This window comes from Campylobacter sp. US55, from assembly GCF_004378955.1.
Classification (GTDB): domain Bacteria; phylum Campylobacterota; class Campylobacteria; order Campylobacterales; family Campylobacteraceae; genus Campylobacter_D; species Campylobacter_D jejuni.
Window position 1 is genome coordinate 1 of sequence record NZ_RYYF01000011.1, and the last position, 21,969, is coordinate 21,969.

General features: G+C 33.2%; 20 protein-coding genes, 2 tRNA genes and 1 pseudogene. All 23 read right to left on the minus strand.

The window, feature by feature from the left end; all coding sequences use genetic code 11:
- Positions 1-308, minus strand: a pseudogene (locus ELQ07_RS07355) (hypothetical protein); the annotation flags it as partial.
- Between the two features lie 403 nt (positions 309-711).
- Entirely contained in the window at positions 712-1,716 is a 1,005-nt protein-coding gene (mnmH, locus tag ELQ07_RS07360) for a tRNA 2-selenouridine(34) synthase MnmH (RefSeq protein WP_070316539.1), read from the minus strand.
- Complete coding sequence (locus ELQ07_RS07365; protein WP_070316538.1) at positions 1,706-2,191, minus strand: HIT domain-containing protein; 486 nt, start codon at positions 2,189-2,191, stop codon at positions 1,706-1,708. The genes mnmH and ELQ07_RS07365 overlap by 11 nt, the downstream gene beginning before the upstream one ends.
- 9 nt (positions 2,192-2,200) lie before the next feature.
- Positions 2,201-2,977, minus strand: a complete 777-nt coding sequence (trpC, locus tag ELQ07_RS07370) for an indole-3-glycerol phosphate synthase TrpC (RefSeq protein WP_134224949.1) — start codon at positions 2,975-2,977, stop codon at positions 2,201-2,203.
- Positions 2,974-4,251, minus strand: coding sequence for an ATP-dependent nuclease subunit B (locus tag ELQ07_RS07375; RefSeq protein ID WP_134224950.1), 1,278 nt, complete (start codon positions 4,249-4,251; stop codon positions 2,974-2,976). The genes trpC and ELQ07_RS07375 overlap by 4 nt, the downstream gene beginning before the upstream one ends.
- Entirely contained in the window at positions 4,224-4,598 is a 375-nt protein-coding gene (locus ELQ07_RS07380) for a YkgJ family cysteine cluster protein (protein ID WP_070316536.1), read from the minus strand. Before ELQ07_RS07380 ends, ELQ07_RS07375 begins: the two co-directional genes overlap by 28 nt.
- On the minus strand, positions 4,588-5,289 hold the full coding sequence (locus tag ELQ07_RS07385; protein ID WP_070316535.1) for a tRNA1(Val) (adenine(37)-N6)-methyltransferase: 702 nt from the start codon (positions 5,287-5,289) through the stop codon (positions 4,588-4,590). Before ELQ07_RS07385 ends, ELQ07_RS07380 begins: the two co-directional genes overlap by 11 nt.
- Positions 5,290-5,294: 5 nt before the next feature.
- Positions 5,295-5,444 carry a hypothetical protein gene (locus tag ELQ07_RS07390; protein WP_002857548.1) on the minus strand — a complete coding sequence of 50 codons (150 nt, stop codon included), beginning with the start codon at positions 5,442-5,444 and terminating at the stop codon, positions 5,295-5,297.
- A 17-nt stretch (positions 5,445-5,461) separates the two neighbouring features.
- A tRNA-Arg gene (locus ELQ07_RS07395) sits at positions 5,462-5,538 on the minus strand.
- Positions 5,539-5,566: 28 nt separating this feature from the next.
- Positions 5,567-7,642, minus strand: a complete 2,076-nt coding sequence (gene fusA, locus ELQ07_RS07400) for an elongation factor G (RefSeq protein WP_002779472.1) — start codon at positions 7,640-7,642, stop codon at positions 5,567-5,569.
- A gap of 12 nt (positions 7,643-7,654) precedes the next feature.
- Positions 7,655-8,125: a 30S ribosomal protein S7 gene (rpsG, locus tag ELQ07_RS07405; RefSeq protein WP_002779471.1), complete on the minus strand. Its 471-nt coding sequence runs from the start codon at positions 8,123-8,125 to the stop codon at positions 7,655-7,657.
- A gap of 69 nt (positions 8,126-8,194) precedes the next feature.
- Complete coding sequence (rpsL, locus tag ELQ07_RS07410) at positions 8,195-8,581, minus strand: 30S ribosomal protein S12 (protein WP_002782934.1); 387 nt, start codon at positions 8,579-8,581, stop codon at positions 8,195-8,197.
- Between the two features lie 119 nt (positions 8,582-8,700).
- Positions 8,701-13,254, minus strand: a complete 4,554-nt coding sequence (gene rpoC, locus ELQ07_RS07415) for a DNA-directed RNA polymerase subunit beta' (RefSeq protein ID WP_070316534.1) — start codon at positions 13,252-13,254, stop codon at positions 8,701-8,703.
- Positions 13,247-17,383, minus strand: coding sequence for a DNA-directed RNA polymerase subunit beta (rpoB, locus tag ELQ07_RS07420; RefSeq protein WP_072225851.1), 4,137 nt, complete (start codon positions 17,381-17,383; stop codon positions 13,247-13,249). The genes rpoC and rpoB overlap by 8 nt, the downstream gene beginning before the upstream one ends.
- A gap of 108 nt (positions 17,384-17,491) precedes the next feature.
- Positions 17,492-17,869: a 50S ribosomal protein L7/L12 gene (rplL, locus tag ELQ07_RS07425; RefSeq protein ID WP_070316533.1), complete on the minus strand. Its 378-nt coding sequence runs from the start codon at positions 17,867-17,869 to the stop codon at positions 17,492-17,494.
- A gap of 20 nt (positions 17,870-17,889) precedes the next feature.
- Positions 17,890-18,369 (minus strand): 50S ribosomal protein L10, encoded by a 480-nt coding sequence (gene rplJ, locus ELQ07_RS07430; RefSeq protein WP_134224951.1) that lies wholly within the window; start codon positions 18,367-18,369, stop codon positions 17,890-17,892.
- A gap of 151 nt (positions 18,370-18,520) precedes the next feature.
- Positions 18,521-19,222 carry a 50S ribosomal protein L1 gene (rplA, locus tag ELQ07_RS07435; RefSeq protein ID WP_002854928.1) on the minus strand — a complete coding sequence of 234 codons (702 nt, stop codon included), beginning with the start codon at positions 19,220-19,222 and terminating at the stop codon, positions 18,521-18,523.
- A 54-nt stretch (positions 19,223-19,276) separates the two neighbouring features.
- Positions 19,277-19,702, minus strand: coding sequence for a 50S ribosomal protein L11 (rplK, locus tag ELQ07_RS07440; RefSeq protein WP_002779452.1), 426 nt, complete (start codon positions 19,700-19,702; stop codon positions 19,277-19,279).
- Between the two features lie 25 nt (positions 19,703-19,727).
- Positions 19,728-20,261 (minus strand): transcription termination/antitermination protein NusG, encoded by a 534-nt coding sequence (gene nusG / locus ELQ07_RS07445; RefSeq protein ID WP_002851098.1) that lies wholly within the window; start codon positions 20,259-20,261, stop codon positions 19,728-19,730.
- Between the two features lie 9 nt (positions 20,262-20,270).
- Positions 20,271-20,450, minus strand: a complete 180-nt coding sequence (gene secE / locus ELQ07_RS07450) for a preprotein translocase subunit SecE (RefSeq protein WP_002854985.1) — start codon at positions 20,448-20,450, stop codon at positions 20,271-20,273.
- Between the two features lie 18 nt (positions 20,451-20,468).
- Positions 20,469-20,544 (minus strand) — tRNA-Trp (locus tag ELQ07_RS07455).
- Between the two features lie 12 nt (positions 20,545-20,556).
- Positions 20,557-20,715, minus strand: a complete 159-nt coding sequence (gene rpmG / locus ELQ07_RS07460) for a 50S ribosomal protein L33 (protein WP_002793551.1) — start codon at positions 20,713-20,715, stop codon at positions 20,557-20,559.
- Between the two features lie 52 nt (positions 20,716-20,767).
- Positions 20,768-21,967 (minus strand): elongation factor Tu, encoded by a 1,200-nt coding sequence (gene tuf / locus ELQ07_RS07465; protein WP_002855271.1) that lies wholly within the window; start codon positions 21,965-21,967, stop codon positions 20,768-20,770.
- Positions 21,968-21,969 lie beyond the last annotated feature (2 nt).

A 21,969-nucleotide genomic window follows, 5' to 3' on the forward strand; every position in this document is an offset into this window, starting at 1 on the left:
TTTAAATCGTTTGTATTTGAAATATTTGATTTAGGATTGTTATAAATTAGAGTAAGATTATTAATATCTTGTTTAGAACTCTTAGCATAATAATTTATACCTTGGAGTTTTTTATAAGTAGAATTGCTTTTATCATAAAGTTCGTTATTACTAAAATAATGTTCTGGAATATTGAAATTTAGATTATCTGTAGTGTTTTCTTAAGTGGTTGCAAAAGCATTGACACTTAAGAAAGTGACAATAGAAAGTCTAAACCAAAATTCTCTATACCCCCCCCCCGTGAAGTTAAAAAGCTTAATAGCTGGCATAGATGTCCTTGGAAAATAAAATTAAAATAACAATGTTTTATAACATCGCAAAAAAACGAGTGCAATTCTAATTAAATTTAGCTTAATTATAAATTAAATTAAAATTTATTATTTTATTCCCATTGAAATATAATATCCATATTTTAAACAAAAAAATAAATACATGATTGGCTTTTAAATACTATAAAAACTACATTTAAAAGCCCTAAATAAAATGATTTATGTAATAAATATTACTTTTATATAAAAATTTAGGGTAAATGAAAAAACAATATCTAAAAGCCTAATTTACAATACTTTGAGAAATTAAAAAATAACAATTTCAAAAATAAAAAAGAAATTTGTGATTTTTTTTATTTTTTTAAAGAAAATAGTATAATTTTTTTGCAAAGTGATAAAAAAATTAAATTAAAATGTAGTTTTTTAGCTTAAAATATCTTAAAATTTCTTCTTTAGCTTTTAAAATATCATCAGTATTTAACTCAAGATCAATCTTATCTGGTTTTTTATAAGTTTTATCATAATACTCCAAAAGCATAACAATAAGCTTTTGCCATTCTTTTCTCTCATAACTTTGAAGCAAATCTTGGCGTAAATTTAAGCTGATATAAGGGCTAATTTTTTGCACACATTGTTGAAATTTTAAAAGAGTCATTTTCTCTTGATAAATTTTTTGTATTCTTTTAATGCGATTTTCCAAAGAACAAAAACAATAAATTTTAAAAGCCTTTTGCATTTTTTCATAAAATTTCAAAGGTAAGATGATATCCCCTATTTTGCGACTTTCGCTTTCTATGAAAGCAAAATTTTCTAAATTTTGCATATTGTGAAAAAGTTCTGCTTCAAAAGCTTTTTGCGTAGGTTGTTTTCCTAAAATATCACCAAAAGACGAGCCTAAATGATTTGCTATTTTTTCCAAATTTATAGCTTGTGGAAGTTGCTCTAAAAGCTCTGTTTTTCCACAGCCTGTATTGCCGCAAAGAGTAAAAAAATCAAAATTTATTTCATTTTCAAAATAATGCGTTACAAAAGTTCTATAAGCTTTAAAGCCACCTTTTAAACGCACCACTCTAAAGCCAAGCTCACTTAAAATCACTGCGATAGACTTTGAACGCAAACCCCCACGAGAACAATAAATCCCCACCTTTTCTCCTATGCGAAAATTTTGGGTGATTTCTAATATATGCTTAGCGGTATTTTGACAAATATAACTCGCACCCCTAGCCTTAGCTAAAGCTTGATTTTTCTTATAAATTGTTCCTATTTCTTGATATTCTTCATCATTGAGTGCATAAAAATTTAAAGCTCCTATCAAATGAGAATGCAAAAATTCTCTAGGGCTTCTTGCATCGATTAAAAGAGAGAAATTTTCTTTTTGAAATTCTGTAAATTCAACTTCACTGAGCATTTTTAAAAGCCAAAACAAGTTTTTGATAAACTTGCTCGATATTAGTGCCACAAACCCTAGTTTCTCCTATGGTTGTGATAAAATTTGTATCTCCTGCCCAGCGTGGCACTAGATGATAATGACAATGAAAAGCTATGCCAGCTCCCGCATCTTTGCTTAAATTCATACCGATATTGACCCCATTTGCATGAATTTGCTCTTTTAAAATTTTCACTCCCAAACGCACAAAATGGCTCATTTCTTGCCAAATTTCATCGCTTAAATTTTCTATATGCTCTTCATGTATATAAGGAATCACCATAAAATGCCCCGCAGAATAAGGATAGCGGTTCATCACTCCAAAACAATGCTTTGCTCTAAAAATCACGCCTAAATCTTCATCACTTTTAATCTTATTAGCACAATCACAAAATGGACAAATGCTTTTTTCTTTTTCAAAATACTCACTCCGCCATGGTGCATACAAATACTGCATTTTCCCTCCTTAAAGCAAAGCTTTTAAAGCCTTTCCTTCATCTTCTTCACGCATAAAATATTCGCCGATTAAAAAAGCATCAACGCCTAAATTTTGTAAATGCCCTAAAAATTCTTTATTTTCTAAACCGCTTTCTGCGATGATGATTTTTGAATTTGGGATTTGTGGGATAAGTTTTTCGCACAAACTCATATCCATAGTAAAATCCTCTAAATTACGATGATTGATACCGATAATATCCGCTCCAGCAAAAATAGCCTTACTCAAATCCTCTTTATCATGAATTTCAACCAAAGCCTCAAGACCTAAATGTCTTGCAAACTCAAGCAGTTTTTTAAGCTCTTTCATGCTTAGCATTTTAGCGATCAGCAATACAAAATCTGCCCCATAAACCAAAGCTTCTAAAATTTGATACTCATCAAAGATAAAATCTTTTCTAAGTAAAGGAATTTGTGTATAACGGCGTATAAGACTTAAGTATTCTAAAGAACCTTTAAAAAAATGTGGCTCAGTCAAAACAGAAATCGCCGCAGCTTTGTTCTTCTCATAATTTAAAGCGATACTCAAAGGATCAAAGTCTTCTCTAATGACTCCCTTGCTAGGACTTGCTTTTTTTACTTCTGCTATGATTTTAACTTCTTTTTCTACTCTTTTTAAAGCTTTAATCACATCTTTTGGAAAGAAAGGATTTGAAGCTAAAGAACGCCCTAACATATCATAAGGAAGTTTTAGTTTGCGTTCTTTTAAATCTTCTTTTGTTTTTTCAAAAATTTTATCCAATATCATGGTTTTACACACGCCTTTATCGCTTTTATATGAGCTTTACTCTCATCAGAATTTGCAAATTCTTTATCATCTAATGTTTGTTTTAAAATTTCCCATGCTTGCTTACAATCGCCTAGTTTATAATACCCCCAAGCTAAAGAATCTAAATAATACAAATTCTGCGGATCTTTTTCTAAGGCAAGTTTCACAAGCTCTATACCTTTTTTAACATCTAAATCATAATCTATAAGCAAATATCCATAGTAGTTTAAATACAAAGCATTGCTATCTTTATCGATAGCCTGTTCGAATTTTTCTTTTACAGAATCAATTACTTTTGGAGTGATTTTTTTAGCTTCATTTGCAGCTTCAAATTCAAAAACTGCCGCTCGTAGAAGATATTCTTTATTTTTTGTTTTATGATAAAGAGCTAAACTCATTTTTTTAGCATCATCAAAGCGTTTTAAATTCTGATACAAAGCGAGTTTAATATCATCATCTAAATCATACTGCAAAGAAATTTTTAAAGCTTCTTCTGTTTTACCTTGAGAATTTAAAAGCTCAACCAAAGCCAATGCAAAACTTTTATTTTTGGTAAGTTGATAAAGCTCTTTATATATACTTTTTAAAGCTTCGATATTTTTTTCATCAAAATAAATTTTAGCAAGCAAGACGCAAGTTTTGAGAGTGCAACCATTGGTTTTTCTTGAAAATTCTAAAACATTTTTAATATTTAAAGCATCATTCAAAATCGCATAAATTCCTATGAGTTTAAATAAAATTTCTTCATTTTGCACTTGATTATAAGCAGATCTATAGTATTTTGTAGCATTTTTTAAATCATTTTTTTTAACCAAAATATCCCCGTAAAGCTCTAAATTTCTAGGATCACTATCCTTTTTTGTTAAAAGCTCTTTCATAAGTTTTTGAGCATTGTTGATATCATTTGAATTTAAAGCATAAAGAGCACTAAGTCGCTTAAGATTGTCATTTTGATTTAAATAAGGCTTTGCTAGATTATTTAACTCTGCTTGCTTGTCAAGATTGTTTGCTAAAGTAAGTAAAAATGCATTTTCTAAAAAATTAGTATTATTATAATCTTGATAAAGACTTAAAAATTCATCTCTGGCTTCTTTGTATTGTTTATAATACTCATAATTATAAGCCTTCATAACCCTTAAATCAAAATCATTGCTTTTATATTTTGTATAATCAGGATAAACAACATTGATTTTTGAACTTCCACAAGCTGCCAAAAAAAAGGCTGCTAAGACAAATAACAAATACCTATACATTCTTTTTCTAATTCCTTTTGATGTGTTTTAAAATATTCCCAAAATGGAAAAGTTCTGCATTGTTTTGGACGAAAATCGTAGATACTGCAATTTCTTTTTTGAGCATCAAAAAAAATGCAAGCAAAGCCATCTTCAAATTCGACTTCCTTAAAACTCATTTTAAAGCCCACTTTTCTCAAGTATTTTTCAGCAAATTCTTTGCTTTCTAAATTTAAATGCTTTCTTAATGCTTCTAATTCTTCCTTGCTTGCAAAAATATTGCCACTTTCTCCAGTGCAACACTTTCCACCGCATTTCTCACAAGCATTTTCATCAAAAGCATAAGAAAAATTTTTATCAAATATCATAACTTTTTAACCTAAATCTTAAGTGAATTTCTTGCATTTGTTTGCTTAAAATTTCATTTTCATATACAAAAAAAGGAGGTAAAATCTCACAAGGCGATTTTGAACCTTTTTTTACCTGTATCAAAACAAGTCTTGCTTTTTTGTTTTGATGTGTATGTACAAAGCAAAGCTTTGTTATTTTTATTTTCATATCTTTTAAAATAAAACAAATTTCATCTAAAGCTAAAGCTTCATAGCAAAAATACAAAGTACCATTTGGCTTAAGCATAGAATTTGCTTTAGTTAAAAAGCTATGCAAGGGTAAAAATTCCTGAAATTTACTTATAGCTTTATGCCGATCTTCACTCTTGTAAGCTCCTTGTCTATAAAATGGAGGATTGCAAACTATGAAGTCAAATTTTTTTATGCTTTGAAATTGATTGAAATCATCATGAAAAATATCGCCTTGTATTTGGTTGGATTTTAAATTTTTTTCAATCAATTTTATATTTTCTTTTTGAATATCAATCAAAGATAAACTTAAATTTGCAATATTTTTTTTAAGTAAAATACCTATGATACCACAGCCCGCACCTACATCAAAAACAGCGCCTTTAATTCCTTGTTTTAAAATAAAATTAGCTAAAATTAAAGAATCACTATTATAACGATACCCTTGTGATAATTGTGCTAGCGTAATCAAATCTGACATATATTTTAATGCGTTGGAATTTTAATGCGTTTTGGAGGTTGTTCTTTAAATATATTTTGTTCTTTTGTTATATTATTATCTTCTTTAAAATTTACTGGGCTTTGTGCTGTCAAAAAAGAAATTACAAAAGTTATAAAAAAAGCAATTTTTATCATAATAACACCTCATAAAATGGTGTCCACGGCGAGATTCGAACTCACGGCCTCAAAATTAGGAATTTTGCGCTCTATCCTGCTGAGCTACGAGGACAGAAAGCGGGAAAAATCCCGCTAAAAATTTAACCGTTTCTTTTTTTGATGATTTCATCCGCAACATTTTTAGGAACTTCATCATAGTGATCAAATTCCATAGAATAAGTCGCACGACCTTGAGTTTGACTTCTAAGATCAGTAGAATAACCAAACATTTCAGCCAAAGGACAAAATGCTGTGATGATTTTATTTCCACCACGCTCATCCATGCTATTTACTTGACCACGGCGTTTGTTAAGATCTCCAATAACATCACCCATGTAATCTTCAGGAGTTTCTACTTCAACTTTCATCATAGGCTCTAAGATCACAGCACCTGCTTTTCTAGCACCTTCTTTAAAGCCCATAGAAGCAGCAAGTTTAAATGCCATCTCAGATGAATCCACCTCGTGATAACTTCCATCATAAACAGTTACTTTAACATCTTCCACAGGATAACCTGCTAAAACACCATTTTGCAATGCTTCTTGAACACCTTTATCAACTGCAGGAATGTATTCTTTTGGAATTACCCCACCTTTAATATCATTAACAAATTCATATCCACTACCTGGCTCAAGCGGTTCAAGGCGTAAGAATACATGTCCATACTGACCACGACCACCTGATTGTTTAGCGTATTTGTATTCTTGTTCAACAGTTTTTCTAATAGTTTCGCGATAAGCAACTTGTGGTTGACCTACTTCAGCTTCAACTTTAAATTCACGAAGCATTCTATCAACGATAATTTCAAGGTGTAACTCACCCATACCTGAAATGATAGTTTGACCACTTTCTTCATCTGTAGAAACTCTAAAACTTGGATCTTCTTGTGCTAATTTATTTAAAGCAATAGACATTTTTTCTTGATCAGCTTTAGTTTTTGGCTCAACTGCAACAGAAATAACTGGATCTGGAAAATCCATTCTTTCAAGGATTACCTTATCTTTTTCACTTGCAAGAGTATCCCCTGTTAAAGTATCTTTAAGTCCTACAACAGCACCAATTTCGCCTGCGTAAAGCACTTTAATCTCTTCTCTTTTGTTAGAGTGCATTTTTAACAAACGGCCAATTCTTTCTTTTTTATCTTTAGTTGAGTTATATGCATAAGAACCGCTTTCTAAACAACCGCGATAAACACGCACGAAAGTAAGTTGTCCTACAAATGGATCTGTCATGATTTTAAATGCAAGTCCTGCAAACTCGCCATCATCAGTTGATTTTACAGAAACTTCTGTGCCATCTTCATATTCACCCTTGATATTTGCCACTTCATCAGGAGCTGGCAAATAAGCCACAACAGCATCAAGTAAAGGTTGAACCCCTTTATTTTTAAACGCTGTACCGCAAAGCATAGGAACGATGGAAAGACTTAAACATCCTGCTTTAATCCCTGTTTTGATCTCTTCAAGGCTTAATTCTTCTCCGCCTAAATATTTTTCCATCAACTCATCTGAAGTTTCAGAAACTGCTTCTATCATTTTTGTGCGATATTCTTCTGCCTTTTCTTTAAGTTCAGCTGGAATTTCTTTTTCTACATAATCCGTTGGCTTAGTATCATCTTCCCAAACTAAAGCTTTCATAGTTACAAGATCGATTACGCCTTTAAAATTATCCTCAGCACCAATTGGAATTTGAAGTGGAACTGGATTAGCTTTTAAACGGTTGCGAATTTGATCTTCTACATTATAAAAATTTGCACCGATTCTATCCATTTTATTTACAAATACTATTCTTGGAACACCATATTTATTTGCTTGTCTCCAAACTGTTTCACTTTGAGGCTGCACCCCACCCACTGAACAAAATACCGCAACAGCACCATCAAGAACACGCATAGATCTTTCAACTTCAATTGTAAAATCCACGTGGCCTGGAGTGTCAATAAGATTGATTTGATGATCTTTCCAAAAACAAGTTGTAGCCGCAGAAGTGATAGTAATCCCACGCTCTTTCTCTTGTTCCATCCAGTCCATAGTTGCAGCACCATCATGAACTTCACCGATTTTATGACTCATACCAGTAAAGAAAAGAATTCTTTCAGATGTAGTCGTTTTACCCGCATCGATGTGAGCAGCAATACCGATATTTCTAACTTTTTTTAAAGGAGTACTTCTTGACATACACACTCCTTCTTACCAACGATAGTGAGCAAATGCTTTATTTGCTTCAGCCATTTTATAAGTATCTTCTTTCTTCTTAAATGAAGCACCTTTGCTATTTGCTGCATCTAAAAGCTCAGCTGCAAGTTTATCAATCATAGTTCTTTCGCTTCTTTTTCTTGCAAAAGAAATAATCCAACGAATCGCCAAAGCTTGTTGTCTAGCAGGGCGAACTTCTACTGGAACTTGATAGGTTGCACCACCTACACGACGAGATTTCACTTCTAATAAAGGCTTAATATTTTCAATCGCATCATTAAAAATATCAATACCTTTTTTCTCGCCACCTTTTTTATCAATAGCTTCCAAAGCACCATACATAATTGTTGTAGCTGTGCTTTTTTTACCATCATACATTAAAGAATTAATAAATTTTGTGATTACTTTATTACCATAAATCGGATCAGGCAAGACTTCTCTTACCGGAGCTTTTCTTCTTCTCATTATTTTTCCTTCAAATTTTAAATTTTACTCAAACAAAATCAAATCTAACGGATTTGTCTGTATGAATGATTATTTTGCAGCGCCTGCTTTAGGGCGTTTAGCACCATATTTAGAACGAGAAACTGTTCTTTTTGCAACACCTGCTGTATCAAGAGCACCACGAACGATGTGATATTTAACCCCTGGTAAGTCTTTTACCCTACCACCACGCACTAAAACAATGCTGTGTTCTTGCAAGTTATGACCTTCACCGCCGATATAGCTGATCACTTCAAAGCCACTAGTAAGTCTTACTTTGGCAACTTTTCTTAACGCTGAGTTTGGTTTTTTAGGTGTTGTAGTATAAACCCTAGTGCAAACTCCCCTTCTTTGTGGACAATTTTTAAGCGCTGGAGATTTAGATTTTTCTAAAACTTTTTTGCGCTCTTTTCTAACCAATTGATTTATGGTAGGCACAATAATTCCTTTCTTTAAAAATGTAATAAAATTTGGATGATATCTAAATTTTGCTTATATTTTAGTTAAAAAGATTGAAAATGAAGAAATATAGCCCAGAAGGGCTATAAAATAGAGTTTTATTCTTGTTCTTTAAGTTTTAAATTTTGTTCACCATAAAGCCCTGTTCCAACAGGTATCATTCTACCTAGAATAACATTTTCTTTTAAATCTTCTAAGTAGTCAAATTTACCCGCTATACTTGCTTCGGTTAGAACTTTAGTAGTTTCTTGGAATGAAGCTGCAGAAATAACACTATCGCTTCCAATCGCTGCTCTTGTTACACCTAAAAGCACAGGCTCAGCAATAGCAGGTTCTCCACCCATTCTAATGATTCTTTCGTTTTCTTCACGGAATTTACGTCTTGAAACCAAATCACCCTCGATAAATTTCGTATGTCCACTATCTACAACTTTTACTTGTCTTAGCATTTGAGAAACGATAACTTCTATATGTTTATCAGAAATCACAACACCTTGTCCGCGATAAACTTGTTGAATTTCAGAAATCAAATAATAATGCAAGGCTTTTTCACCTAAAATTTTAAGCACATCATGACTTGAAACAACTCCATCTGTAAGTTTTTCACCTGCGTGGATAAACTCGCCATCTCTTACTTGAATGTGTTTTGATTTATCGATTAAATACTCAGCACTTGTACCATCTTCTGCTTGGATAATAATTCTTTCTTTAGAACGCAAAGGTTTATCAAAACGAACAACACCATCAATTTCTGCAATCACAGCCGCATTTTTTGGTTTTCTTGCTTCAAAAAGTTCAGAAACTCTTGGAAGACCTCCTGTAATATCTTTTGATTTAGCTGCTGCTTTTGGAGTTTTTGCTAAAATATCTGCTTGAGCGATTTTATCACCATCATGAACAAAAATAACGGTTTTTGGTTCAAGCTGATAACGCACAGCCTTATCACCTTTTCCTGCAATTACCAAAGTCGGTCTAACTCCGCTTGGTAAATATTCATTAATCACTAAAGAACGCTTACCTGTAGCTTCATCAATTTGCTCATCAGCACTATAACCTGCTTCAATATCCTCAAAGCTTACAACACCATCAATTTCTGCAATGATAGTATTATTATAAGCATCCCATTCTGCAATCACTTTTCTTTCTTTTTTAGGAGCACTTGCAATGATAGTATTTGCATCATCGATTTTTTCACTATCGTTAAATTCTATCTTAGATTCTCTTGGTATATAGTGTCTTTTTGCTTCTCTATCATTTTCATCAGCAATCACTACAAAGAATCCTTTTTCTTTAACAATATCGCCTTTTTTAACATTTTTTACTCTATCTAAACCATCGCCTTTAAGGATATAAAATTTAAGCGTTCCTTTTTCGCCTGCTTTGATATTTTGCACTACAGGCTCACCATCTTCTACTAAAATTTCACTCGCAAAAGGAATACGATTTGGCACATTCCAACCCTCTTTAATCACTTCTACGATACTTTCATTTTCTTCTACTTGCATACCGCTTTGATATGGCAAATAAAGTTTTCCATCTATACTGCCACTTACACCTGCTAATTCATTTGGTTTAGCAAGATCGTATTTTCTTAGTATGTATTTTACTTCTTGTTTTTTATCTTTAATAGAAACAATCACATCTTCATGAATATTTTCTATATTAATCACACCTTTAAATGGAGTTTTGATTTTTGGCTCCACAAGTAAAATCGCCGCATTTCTACGATTTGCTACGATATTTTTACCTTCTTTGTTTTTATAAGTTTTAAGATTATAAAATCTTATAAAACCTTCTTTTTGTGCGCTTACTTGTCTATCTTGTAAATCCGTACTTGCAGTTCCCCCGCTGTGGAAAGTTCTTAGAGTTAGCTGCGTTCCTGGTTCACCGATAGATTGAGCGGAAATAATTCCTACCGCTTCGCCTGGTTTTACCAATTTACCTTCACCAAGATTGATACCATAACATTTTGCACAAATTCCTTTTTTAGCTTTGCAGGTAATAGGAGTGCGGATATTGACACTTTTTATACCGCTTTCTCCAAGAATTTTTGCTTTTTCCTCATCCATTAAAGTACCTTCTGCAAAAAGCACAGAATTTGTAATAGGATCGATCACATCTTCAGCTAAAACCCTGCCTAAAATTCTTTCTTCTAAAGTTTCTATAATAGAGCTATCTGCGGTAATTTCATTGATTTCAACACCCTCATGCGTTCCACAATCTTCAATGGTAATTTTTACATTTTGTGCAACATCGATAAGTTTTCTTGTCAAATAACCCGCATTTGCTGTTTTAAGAGCGGTATCTGCAAGACCTTTTCTAGCACCGTGAGTTGAAATAAAGTATTCAAGAACATTTAGCCCTTCACGGAAATTCGAAATAATAGGAGTTTCGATAATAGAACCATCAGGTTTAGTCATAAGTCCTCTCATTGCAGCAAGCTGAGAAATTTGAGCCGCACTACCCCTAGCACCAGAATCTGCCATCATATAAATAGAGTTAAAGCCTTCTTTATCTTTTTCTACAAGCTTCATCATCTCTTTTGAAAGGACATTGTTTGTACTTTTCCAAATATCAATGATTTTATTGTATCTTTCCCCTGAAGTAATCAAACCAAGATTATAAGAATTTTGAATTTCTCTTACTTGTTTTTTTGCTTCATCGATAGCTTTTTGCTTGTCATTAGGAACAATAATATCTGCAATCGAAATTGAAATACCTGCTTTAGTTGCATACTCAAAACCTAAATTTTTAAGTCTATCCAAGAAACTTGCTGTAATCTCTAAACCACCTTGTTTATAAACATAATCCACAAGCGCGGCAATGTCTTTTTTCTTTAAAACTTTATTCCAGCTATTTTCAGGCACAAAATGAGGTAAAATGGATTTAATAATCAATCTTCCTGCTGTAGTGGTAATCTTTCTACCATCTACCATAGTTTGTATACTCGCATGAATATCCAAACACTTGCTTTCAAGTGCCATCATCACTTCATCAATGCCTGTGCAAATTTTATGCGAACCTTTAGCACCGGCTTTTTCCAATGAAAGATAATAAATTCCTAAAACCATATCTTGCGATGGAACGGTTACAGACTTACCACTTGCTGGCAAAAGAATATTCATTGATGAAAGCATGAGCACTTTACATTCTGCAATAGCCTCTTGAGAAAGTGGCACATGCACCGCCATTTGATCCCCATCAAAGTCTGCGTTAAATGCTGCACAAACTAAAGGATGAAGTTGTATAGCCTTACCTTCCACTAAAACAGGATGAAAAGCTTGAATAGAAAGTTTATGTAAAGTAGGCGCACGGTTTAGCATAACAGGATGCCCTTTTACTACCTCTTCTAAACATTCCCAAACTTCATTGGTTTTGTTTTCTATCATTTTTTTAGCTTGTTTTACTGTGGTTGCATAACCTTTTTCTTCAAGCTTAGCTAAAAGATGTGGCTTAAAGAGCTCTAAAGCCATTTTTTTAGGTAAACCACATTGATCCATTCTAAGTTTTGGACCCACAACAATAACACTACGACCTGAGAAATCCACCCTCTTACCTAATAAGTTTTGTCTGAAACGTCCTTGTTTACCTTTAATAATTTCACTTAAAGATTTCAATGGGCGTTTATTTGCTCCCTTTACAGCATTAGCACGACGACCGTTGTCAAAAAGTGCATCAACAGCCTCTTGAAGCATTCTTTTTTCATTTCTTATAATGATTTCCGGTGCATCAAGTTCTATAAGTTTTTTAAGACGTGTATTTCTATTGATAACGCGACGATATAAGTCATTCACATCAGAAACTGCAAATTTCCCACCATCTAAAGCCACTAAAGGACGCAAATCTGGCGGTAAAACTGGAAGATTTGTAATCATCATCCATTCAGGACGATTTGGTACGGCTTCATCGCTATCGGTATTGGCATTTAAATTTGAATTTAAGAAATTTTCTACAACTTTTAAGCGTTTAATGATAGTTTTTTTCTTAGCCTCTGAATTTGTAGCCGCCATTTCTTCTTTAAGCTGATTTAAAAGTGCTACAAGATCTAAATTTGCAAGTAAATCACGAACAACTTCTCCACCCATTCTTGCTTTAAAGCCACTATTTTCATAGCGTTGCATTAAATTTTGATATTGCTCTTCGTTTAAAACATCACAATATTCTACTTTTTTGGTGCTTTCATTATCATAGAAAGCATCGCCTGGGTTTTCAACGATATAAGCTTCATAATAAAGCACACGCTCAAGATCTTTCATCTTAACACCCAAAAGCGTTCCTATACGACTTGGAAGAGAATTAACATACCAAATATGAGCCACAGGAGTTACAAGCTCGATATGTCCCATTCTAGAACGACGCACTTTTGAATTTGCTACTTCAACACCACATTTTTCGCACTTAACGCCTTTAAAACGCATTTTTTTATACTTACCACAAAGACATTCATAATCTCTTATAGGTCCAAAAATCTTTGCGCAAAAAAGCCCATCTCTTTCAGGCTTTAAGGTTCTATAATTGATAGTTTCTGGTTTTTTTACTTCTCCATAAGACCATGATTTGATTTTTTCAGGACTTGCAAGTCTTAGTTGAAACGCTTCAAAATCCCTAGGTCTTGCATCTTCTTTGATTTCTATTACTTTAAATTTACTCATTATCTTCATCCTTATCAAAAATCTCAACATCTAGAGCAAGAGATTTAAGCTCATTGGTTAATACAAAAAATGTTTCAGGAATTCCTGTTGCTGGAACATTTTCACCTTTTGTCAATGCTTTATAAGCACTAAATCTACCTTCTACATCGTCTGATTTGATAGTTAACATTTCTCTTAAAGTATGAGCTGCTCCATAAGCTTCAAGTGCCCAAACTTCCATCTCCCCAAATCTTTGTCCCCCAAAGAGTGCTTTACCACCCACAGGTTGTTGGGTAACTAAGCTGTAAGGTCCTGTACTTCTTGCGTGAACTTTCTCATCAACTAAGTGGTGGAGTTTTAGCATATACATACATCCCACATGAACACGCTCTGCGATTTTCTCACCCGTACGTCCATCATAAAGTTCTGTTTTGCCGTCCATATCTATCTTGGCCATTTCAAAAAGCTTGCTAAATTCTTCTATATTTACACCTTCAAAAACAGGAGTAGCAAATTTAACTCCTTTACTCCAGTCTCTAGCATAGTTTAAAAGCTCTTCATCGCTTAAGCTTTTAATAAATTCTTTTTCGCTTGCAAGTCTTGGAATAGAACAAATTTCAAGCATTTTTGCTCTTAATTCTTTAAGAAAATCTTTTTGCTTTCTGTCAAAAATTTCTTGAATTTGATCCCCAAGTCTAAGTCCAATTAAACCCAAATGGCTTTCTAAAATTTGGCCTATATTCATACGACTTGGAACGCCAAGTGGATTAAGTGCAATATCCACACTTTTACCATTTGGTAAATAAGGCATATCCACTTCAGGAACTATGGTTGAGACTATACCTTTGTTTCCATGGCGCCCTGCCATTTTATCACCGACTTTAAGCTTTCTCTTTGTAGCAATATAAACTTTAACAAGCTTAATTACCCCACTTGGTAAAATATCATCTTTTTCTAAAATTTCAAGCTTTTCATCGTGTTCTGCTTTTAATTTTTTCTTCTCATTTTGGAAATGATTTTTTAAATCATCGTATTCTTTTTGAATCTCTTTAGAATAAGCTTTAATCAAAGTTGTTAAAGTAAAACGATTGATTTTTTCAAGTTCGCTAATATCTGCGGTTTGTCCTTTTTTATAATTTTTATCTCCAATTTTTTGATCGCTATTTAAAGGGGCTTTCGAAAGAAGAGCGCAAACACGAAGCATTTCTTCTCTATCCATCATCAAAAGTCTATCATGATGTTCTTTTTCTAAAGCCATTTTTTCCTTATCATAAGATTTTATTGCACGATCATCTTTTTCATAGCCTTTTTTAGTGAAAATTTTAACATCCACAACAACACCCTCTAAAGAAGCGGTTGCATAAAGGGATTTATTCACAACATGTCCTGCTTTTTCTCCAAAAATCGCTCTTAAAAGTCTTTCTTCAGGAGTTGGTTTAACCTCACCTTTTGGAGAAACCTTGCCCACCAAAATCATACCTGGTTTGATATGGGTACCAATTTTTGCAATACCGCTCTCATCAAGATGCGCAACATCTTCTTCTTTTACATTTGGAATATCTTTGGTAATTTCTTCTATACCGTCTTTTAGTTCTCTTGCTTCAATTTCTTTTTCATAAATGTGCACGCTTGTAAAGGTATCTTCACGAATAATTCTCTCACTTACAACTATAGCATCCTCATAGTTATAACCATTCCAAGGCATAAAAGCGATTAAAGCATTTTTACCTATAGCAAGTTCGCCTTGATCCATAGAAGGACCATCTGCGATAATTTGTCCTGCTTTTACTATATCACCTTTTTTAACAATAGGATGTTGAATATAATTTGTATTTTGATTGGTTCTTAAATTTTTCTCCATAGTATAATGGTCAATAAATGGACCTTTATCATCTTCACCTAAAATGAAAATACTTTTATTATCCACTTTCTCAACCACACCGCCACGCTTTGCTTTAACAGCTTCCCAAGCATCACGCGCAATAATTTGTTCCATACCTGTTCCTACTATCGGAGCTGAAGCAGTAAGAAGTGGCACAGCTTGACGTTGCATGTTTGAACCCATTAGTGCCCTGTTTGCATCATCGTGCTCTAAAAACGGAATCAAAGAAGCCGCAACCCCAACAACCATACCTGAGCAAAGATCGATTAATTGCACTTCTTCGCGTCTTGCAAGTATAGTTTCACCATCTTGTCTAGCCTCAACAAATTCTTCTACTATATTGCCTTTAGCATCAACCTTAGTTGAAGCTGGTGCGATAAATAAGCCTTCTTCTTGTGTTGCTGTAAGATAAACAACTTCATTAGTCACTTTACCATTTACAACTTTTCTATATGGCGCTTCAACAAAGCCAAGTTCATTTACTTTTGCATAAGTAGAAAGAGTGTTAATCAAACCAATATTTTGACCTTCAGGTGTTTCAACTGGACAAATTCTACCATAATGTGTCGCGTGAACATCACGCACTTCAAAACCTGCTCTTTCTTTTACAAGCCCACCTTCACCAAGCGCTGACAAACGACGCTTATGAGTAACCTCACTTAAAGGGTTGGTTTGATCCATAAATTGCGAAAGCTGACCTCCTGTAAAAAATTCAATGATAGTTGTAGTAATCATTTTAGGATTGATTAAATCATAAGGCATTACTTTATCAAGATCCGCATTTAAAGAAGTAAATTTATCTCTGATCGCCTTTTGCATTTTTGCAAGACCTAAATGAAGCTCATTGGCTAAAAGTTCACCTATAGAACGGATACGACGATTTCCCAAATGATCTCTATCATCAATATGTCCTTTACCATTTTTTACTTTAATTAAATATTTTGCAGTTTTAATAATATCTTCATTAGTCAAAACAGTAACATACTCAGGCACTTCAAGACCTAACTTATGGTTCATTTTCATACGACCTACCTTGGTAAGATCGTATCTTTCAGGATTGAAGAATAAATCATTTACAAAAGCCTTCGCTGCATCTTTTACCACAGGTTCACCTGGGCGCATAACTTTGTAAATTCTAATCGCAGCTAAATCATTTTCATCATCGATATTTTCACTTTGTTTAAGAAGTTTTAGAGTTTCTCCATCTTGAGCAAAGGAGTTAATAATCGCTGCATCAACGCCATTAGCCAAGTCATTTGCTATATCAAAACTTTTTTGCTCTTTAATCTTAGCAAGCTTACTCTCATCTAACAAAGTTAAAGAATCAAATAAAACCTCTCCACTTTCTTTATCAATAATAGGATTTGCTAAATAACGATTAAGTAAAATTTCTACAGGATATTCTATCCATTTTAAACCGTCTTTAATAAGCTGTTCTGCTTTTTTCTTTGTAAGTCTTTTTCCAGCTTGATGAACGATTTTTCCTTTTTCATCTTTAATATCATATTCTATTCTATCCATAAAATCATTTGGATTAAATTCTGTTAAAAATTTATCTTTTTTCACATGTATAGTCTGAATAGGATAAAACAACTTAATAATATCTTGTTTTTTATACCCTAAAGCTCTAAAAAGCATAGTTACAGGAACTTTTCTACGCTTATTGATTCTTACATACAGAACATCTTTGGCATCGTATTCAAAATAAAGCCACGAACCACGATCAGGAATAATTTGTGCTGTATAAACAAGCTTATTTGCAACCGTTGAACTTTCTTCTTCTTTAAAAATAACACCAGGGCTTCTATGTAATTGATTTACAACCACCCTCTCAACCCCATTAATGATAAAAGATACACGATCTGTCATTAAAGGAATTTCGCGGATATAAATTTCTTGTTCTTTAATATCTTTTACTCCAACTTTTTCCCCTGTTTTTTCATCTTTTTCATGCAGAGTAAGACGGATTTTCATTTTTAAATTTACAGAATAAGTCAAACCTCTTTCCATGCATTCGCGAATGGTATATTTTGGCTTGCCTATTTCACTACTAACATATTCAAGACTCAATCTATTTTGCGGATCATGAATAGGAAAAATTGATTTAAAAACTTTTTCTATACCACTTTCACCATTATCAAGATTTAAAAAATAATCAAAACTCTTTTTTTGTAATTGTAGAAGATTTGGGATTTCTATTTGTTTTGAAATGTTTGAGAAGTCTACTCTTAAACGATTTCCTAATTTATTATCTAACATATCGCACATACCTCATGGTAAATTTTGTAAATTTAAAAAAGAAGACCTAAAAATTAGGTAAAAATAAAAAAAGAAGACTTGCCTTGGCAAATCTTCTTCTAACTTTAAAGCTTAAAATTACTTAAGTTCTACTTTAGCACCAGCTTCTTCAAGTTGTTTTTTAGCTTCCTCAGCTTCAGCTTTAGCCACACCTTCTTTTAGAGTTGAAGGAGTTTGCTCAACTGCATCTTTTGCTTCTTTAAGACCAAGGCCTGTAAGAGCACGAACGATTTTAATAACTTCAATCTTTTTAGCACCGCCATCAGTTAAAACGATATCAAATTCAGTTTTTTCTTCAGCAGCAGCTGCAGCACCACCAGCTGCAGCACCACCAGTCACCATTACAGGAGCAGCAGACACACCAAATTTTTCTTCAAATTCTTTTACAAGTTCTGATAACTCAAGAACACTTAAATTTGAAATATATTCTAATACATCTTCTTTAGAAATTGCCATTTTTTATCCTTTTATTTAATTTATTTAGATTCTTTTTTATTTTTAAGCGCATTTAAACCTATTGTGAAATTGGTAATTGGCGCATTCCAAACTTGCAAAAGCATAGCAAGCAACTCATTGCGTGAAGGCATTTTAGCAAGAGCTTTAACCTTAGCAACATCTGCAACTTCGCCTTCAATATGAGCTGTTTTGATTTCAAATTTATCGTTATTTTCTTCAAATTTAGCAGCTACTTTTGAAACACTTAGCTGATCTTCGCCCCAAAGATAAATATTTGTATCTTTAAGAACTAGACCTGTTTTACCGGAATTGTTAAGAGCAATGTTAGCCAAAGTATTTTTAACAATTTGAACTTTTACATTGTTTTCTCTTGCATTATTTCTAAGCTCTTCTAGTTTTTTTGTGCTAAGACCTCTGTAATTACAAACTACAATAGCTTCACTAGCTTTAAAACCTTCTTCAAGTTTAGCAATAATCTCAACTTTTTCGCTTCTAGTCACATTTTCTCCTTTCCGATTGAGATTTCAAGTAGAGTGGAAATCCAATTAAGCTTACGCCTCGACTATCTTCAATCTAAAATAAACATCTCAAAAAATCAAAAATTTTTTCAAATGTTTATTTTAAAACAAAAGAGTTGCAAAAAAGCAACTCTTATTTCATATCAAGCAATTCTTGTGTTTCAAGCTTTACAGAAGGGCTCATTGTCAAAGATAAAGCCGCATTTTTAATATATCTACCTTTAGCTGCGGCAGGTTTATGTTTGTTGATTGCCTTTACAAAAGTGCTAACATTGTCCCATAATTGTTCTTTGGAAAAACTTACTTTACCAAGACCTGCATGGATATTTCCTTGCTTATCAACACGGAAATTTACCTGACCACTTTTTGCATTATTAACTGCTTGAGCAACATCCATAGTCACTGTTCCGGTTTTAGGATTTGGCATTAAACCTTTTGGGCCTAAAATTCTACCAACTTTACCAACAAGTCCCATTAAATTTGGAGTAGCAATCAAAACATCAAAATTCATATTACCTTTTTGAATTTCTTCTACTAAATCATCGCTACCCACAATATCTGCACCAGCATTTTTCGCTTCATCAGCTTTTGCGTCTTTTGCAATTACAGCAACACGAACTTTTTTACCCGTTCCAGCAGGTAAAACAACAGATCCTCTTACCATTTGATCTGCATGTCTTGGATCAACATTGAGTTTTAAAGCAATTTCTACAGTCTCATCAAATTTAGCAGACTTTAAAGTCTTTATTGTATCAATTGCATCGCTTAAAGCATACTCTTTATTTGAATCAATTTTTTGTGATAATTCTTTTAATCTTTTTGCTATCTTAGCCATTTATTTTCTCCGCATTTTAAAGTGCTACCGCCTTTTACCTTGGCGGTGAAAGGATTAATCTACGATTTCAACACCCATAGAACGAGCTGAACCTGCAATAATTTTAGCAGCTTGATCTCTATCTTTAGTATTTAAATCTGCAATTTTCTTATCTACTATTTCTAAAACTTGAGCACGAGTTAATTTGCCAACCTTATTTTTAAGTGGATTATCCGTACCTTTAGAAATTCCAGCTGCTTTTTTGATCAAATCCGTAGCTGGCGGTTGTTTTGTAATAAAAGTAAAACTTTTATCTGCATAAACAGTGATAACAACAGGGATATTAAAACCTGCCATATCTTTTGTTCTTTCATTAAAAGCCTTACAAAACTCCATAATATTAACACCTTGCTGACCCAAAGCAGGGCCAACAGGTGGTGATGGGTTTGCTTTTGTGGCAGCAATTTGCAATTTAATTTCGCCTACGACTTTTTTAGCCATAACAAATCTCCTTACTTGATATAAATTAAATTATTTTCTCAACTTGAGAATATAAGATCTCCACTGGAGTTGAGCGTCCAAAAATAGAAACATTTAATTTTAATAAACCACGAACCATATCATACTCTTCTACAATTGCAGTAAAGTTTGCAAATGGCCCTTCTGTGATTCTCACATTTTCCCCTTCTTCAAAAGAAATTTTTGGTTTAGGCGCTGCACGATTGTGAACTTTTTCCAAAATCAAATTAATATCTTTTTCTGTTAAAGGGGTTGGCTTTTTGGATTCTCCAATAAAACGACCAACCTTTGGAAGAGATTGAATGCGATGCCAAAGCTCTGTATTTAAATCAAGAAGTGCAAAAACGTATCCTGAATACAAACTTCTTTCGCTAATCTTCTCCTTTCCATTCTTAAATTCAATAACATCTTCAGTTGGAACAACAATTTCTTTAAGTTGTTCTTCAATTCCGTTATCTTTTACTAAATTTTCAATGGCTCTTTTAACTGCCATTTCACTGCCAGCATAAGTTTGAATTGCATACCATTTATGAGTACTCATTTACTCTCCTTATACGATCGCAGAAACAATAGAGGACATAAGCCAATCCACTAACGCCAAAAACAAAGAAATCACCGCAACAACCACAAAAACTGTAATATAGGCATTTCTTACCTGTTCTTTTAAAGGAAAAATTACTTTCCTTAATTCGGCTTTTGATAATTTAAAATAAGTTATTAATTTTTCCATTTATTTAAACCTTAATTATGGCAGGGCAAGAGGGATTCGAACCCCCAACCATCGGATTTGGAATCCGGCGCTCTACCGTTGGAGCTATTGCCCTAAGGGCACAAGCTTAACTTTTTAGCTTAACTTCTTTGTGAAGTGTATGTTTTTTTAATCTTGGGCAATATTTTTTTAATTCTAATTTTTCAGTAGTATTTTTACTATTTTTATAGGTGCTATAATTAATATCACCACATTCTTCACACTTTAAACCAACTTTAATTCTCATTTTAATTTTCCTTAAAAAATTAAAGCCAAGCTTTTAACTTGGCTTTATTAAATTATTTAATAATTTTAGAAACAACACCTGAACCAACAGTTTTACCACCTTCACGAATAGCAAAACGAGTTCCTTCTTCAAGTGCTACTGGAGCGATCAAGCTTACAGTAATTCTCACATTTTCACCTGGCATAACCATTTCAACACCATCAGCTAATTTAATCGAACCTGTAACATCAGTTGTTCTTACATAAAACTGTGGTCTATAGTTGTTAAAGAATGGAGTATGTCTACCACCTTCATCTTTATTCAAGATATAAACTTCAGCTTCAAAGTCAGTGTGTGGAGTAATTGATTTTGGTTTAGCAAGAACCATACCACGGATAACTTCTTCTTTTTTAGTACCACGAAGAAGAACACCTACGTTATCTCCTGCTTCGCCTTGATCCATTTCTTTTCTGAACATTTCAACACCTGTTACAGTTGTTGTTTGAGTATCTTTAATACCAACGATTTCGATAGTATCACCTACTTTTACAACACCTTTTTCAATTCTACCTGTAACAACAGTACCACGACCTGAAATTGAGAAAACATCTTCAATTGGCATCAAGAAGTCTTTTTCAGTATCACGAGTTGGAGTTGGAATATAGCTATCAACTGCAGCCATAAGATCCATAATTTTTGCTGACCATTCACCATCTTGTCCAGCTTTAGCTTCTTCAAGAGCTTTTAAAGCAGAACCAGAAATAATAGGTGTATCATCGCCTGGGAAATCATAAGAGCTTAATAATTCTCTAATTTCCATTTCAACTAACTCTAAAAGTTCAGCATCATCAACCATATCTGCTTTATTCATAAAAACAACAATATATGGAACGCCTACTTGACGAGAAAGAAGAATATGTTCTCTAGTTTGTGGCATAGGACCATCTGCAGCAGAAACAACCAAGATCGCTCCATCCATTTGTGCAGCACCTGTAATCATGTTTTTAACATAATCTGCGTGACCTGGGCAGTCAACGTGTGCATAGTGACGATTGTCTGTTTCATATTCAATATGAGAAGTAGCAATAGTAATACCACGCTCTTTTTCTTCTGGAGCATTATCGATATTATCATAATCTTTAAGCTCTGCTAAACCTCTTCTAGAAAGAACAGCAGAAATAGCAGCTGTTAAAGTAGTTTTACCATGGTCAACGTGACCAATAGTACCAATATTTACGTGTGGCTTATTACGTGAAAATTTTTCTTTAGCCATTT

What these genes read in the sequence shown, in the direction of transcription:
- rpoB (WP_072225851.1), bottom strand. Translation starts at nt 17,383, where the DNA reads ATGTGCGATATGTTAGATAATAAATTAGGAAATCGTTTAAGAGTAGAC.
- rplK (WP_002779452.1), bottom strand. Translation starts at nt 19,702, where the DNA reads ATGGCTAAAAAAGTCGTAGGCGAAATTAAATTGCAAATTGCTGCCACA.
- mnmH (WP_070316539.1), bottom strand. Translation starts at nt 1,716, where the DNA reads ATGCTCAGTGAAGTTGAATTTACAGAATTTCAAAAAGAAAATTTCTCT.
- rplA (WP_002854928.1), bottom strand. Translation starts at nt 19,222, where the DNA reads ATGGCTAAGATAGCAAAAAGATTAAAAGAATTATCACAAAAAATTGAT.
- ELQ07_RS07375 (WP_134224950.1), bottom strand. Translation starts at nt 4,251, where the DNA reads ATGTATAGGTATTTGTTATTTGTCTTAGCAGCCTTTTTTTTGGCAGCT.
- ELQ07_RS07385 (WP_070316535.1), bottom strand. Translation starts at nt 5,289, where the DNA reads ATGTCAGATTTGATTACGCTAGCACAATTATCACAAGGGTATCGTTAT.
- fusA (WP_002779472.1), bottom strand. Translation starts at nt 7,642, where the DNA reads ATGTCAAGAAGTACTCCTTTAAAAAAAGTTAGAAATATCGGTATTGCT.
- trpC (WP_134224949.1), bottom strand. Translation starts at nt 2,977, where the DNA reads ATGATATTGGATAAAATTTTTGAAAAAACAAAAGAAGATTTAAAAGAA.
- secE (WP_002854985.1), bottom strand. Translation starts at nt 20,450, where the DNA reads ATGGAAAAATTAATAACTTATTTTAAATTATCAAAAGCCGAATTAAGG.
- nusG (WP_002851098.1), bottom strand. Translation starts at nt 20,261, where the DNA reads ATGAGTACTCATAAATGGTATGCAATTCAAACTTATGCTGGCAGTGAA.
- ELQ07_RS07390 (WP_002857548.1), bottom strand. Translation starts at nt 5,444, where the DNA reads ATGATAAAAATTGCTTTTTTTATAACTTTTGTAATTTCTTTTTTGACA.
- rpmG (WP_002793551.1), bottom strand. Translation starts at nt 20,715, where the DNA reads ATGAGAATTAAAGTTGGTTTAAAGTGTGAAGAATGTGGTGATATTAAT.
- ELQ07_RS07380 (WP_070316536.1), bottom strand. Translation starts at nt 4,598, where the DNA reads ATGATATTTGATAAAAATTTTTCTTATGCTTTTGATGAAAATGCTTGT.
- rplL (WP_070316533.1), bottom strand. Translation starts at nt 17,869, where the DNA reads ATGGCAATTTCTAAAGAAGATGTATTAGAATATATTTCAAATTTAAGT.
- tuf (WP_002855271.1), bottom strand. Translation starts at nt 21,967, where the DNA reads ATGGCTAAAGAAAAATTTTCACGTAATAAGCCACACGTAAATATTGGT.
- ELQ07_RS07365 (WP_070316538.1), bottom strand. Translation starts at nt 2,191, where the DNA reads ATGCAGTATTTGTATGCACCATGGCGGAGTGAGTATTTTGAAAAAGAA.
- rpsG (WP_002779471.1), bottom strand. Translation starts at nt 8,125, where the DNA reads ATGAGAAGAAGAAAAGCTCCGGTAAGAGAAGTCTTGCCTGATCCGATT.
- rpoC (WP_070316534.1), bottom strand. Translation starts at nt 13,254, where the DNA reads ATGAGTAAATTTAAAGTAATAGAAATCAAAGAAGATGCAAGACCTAGG.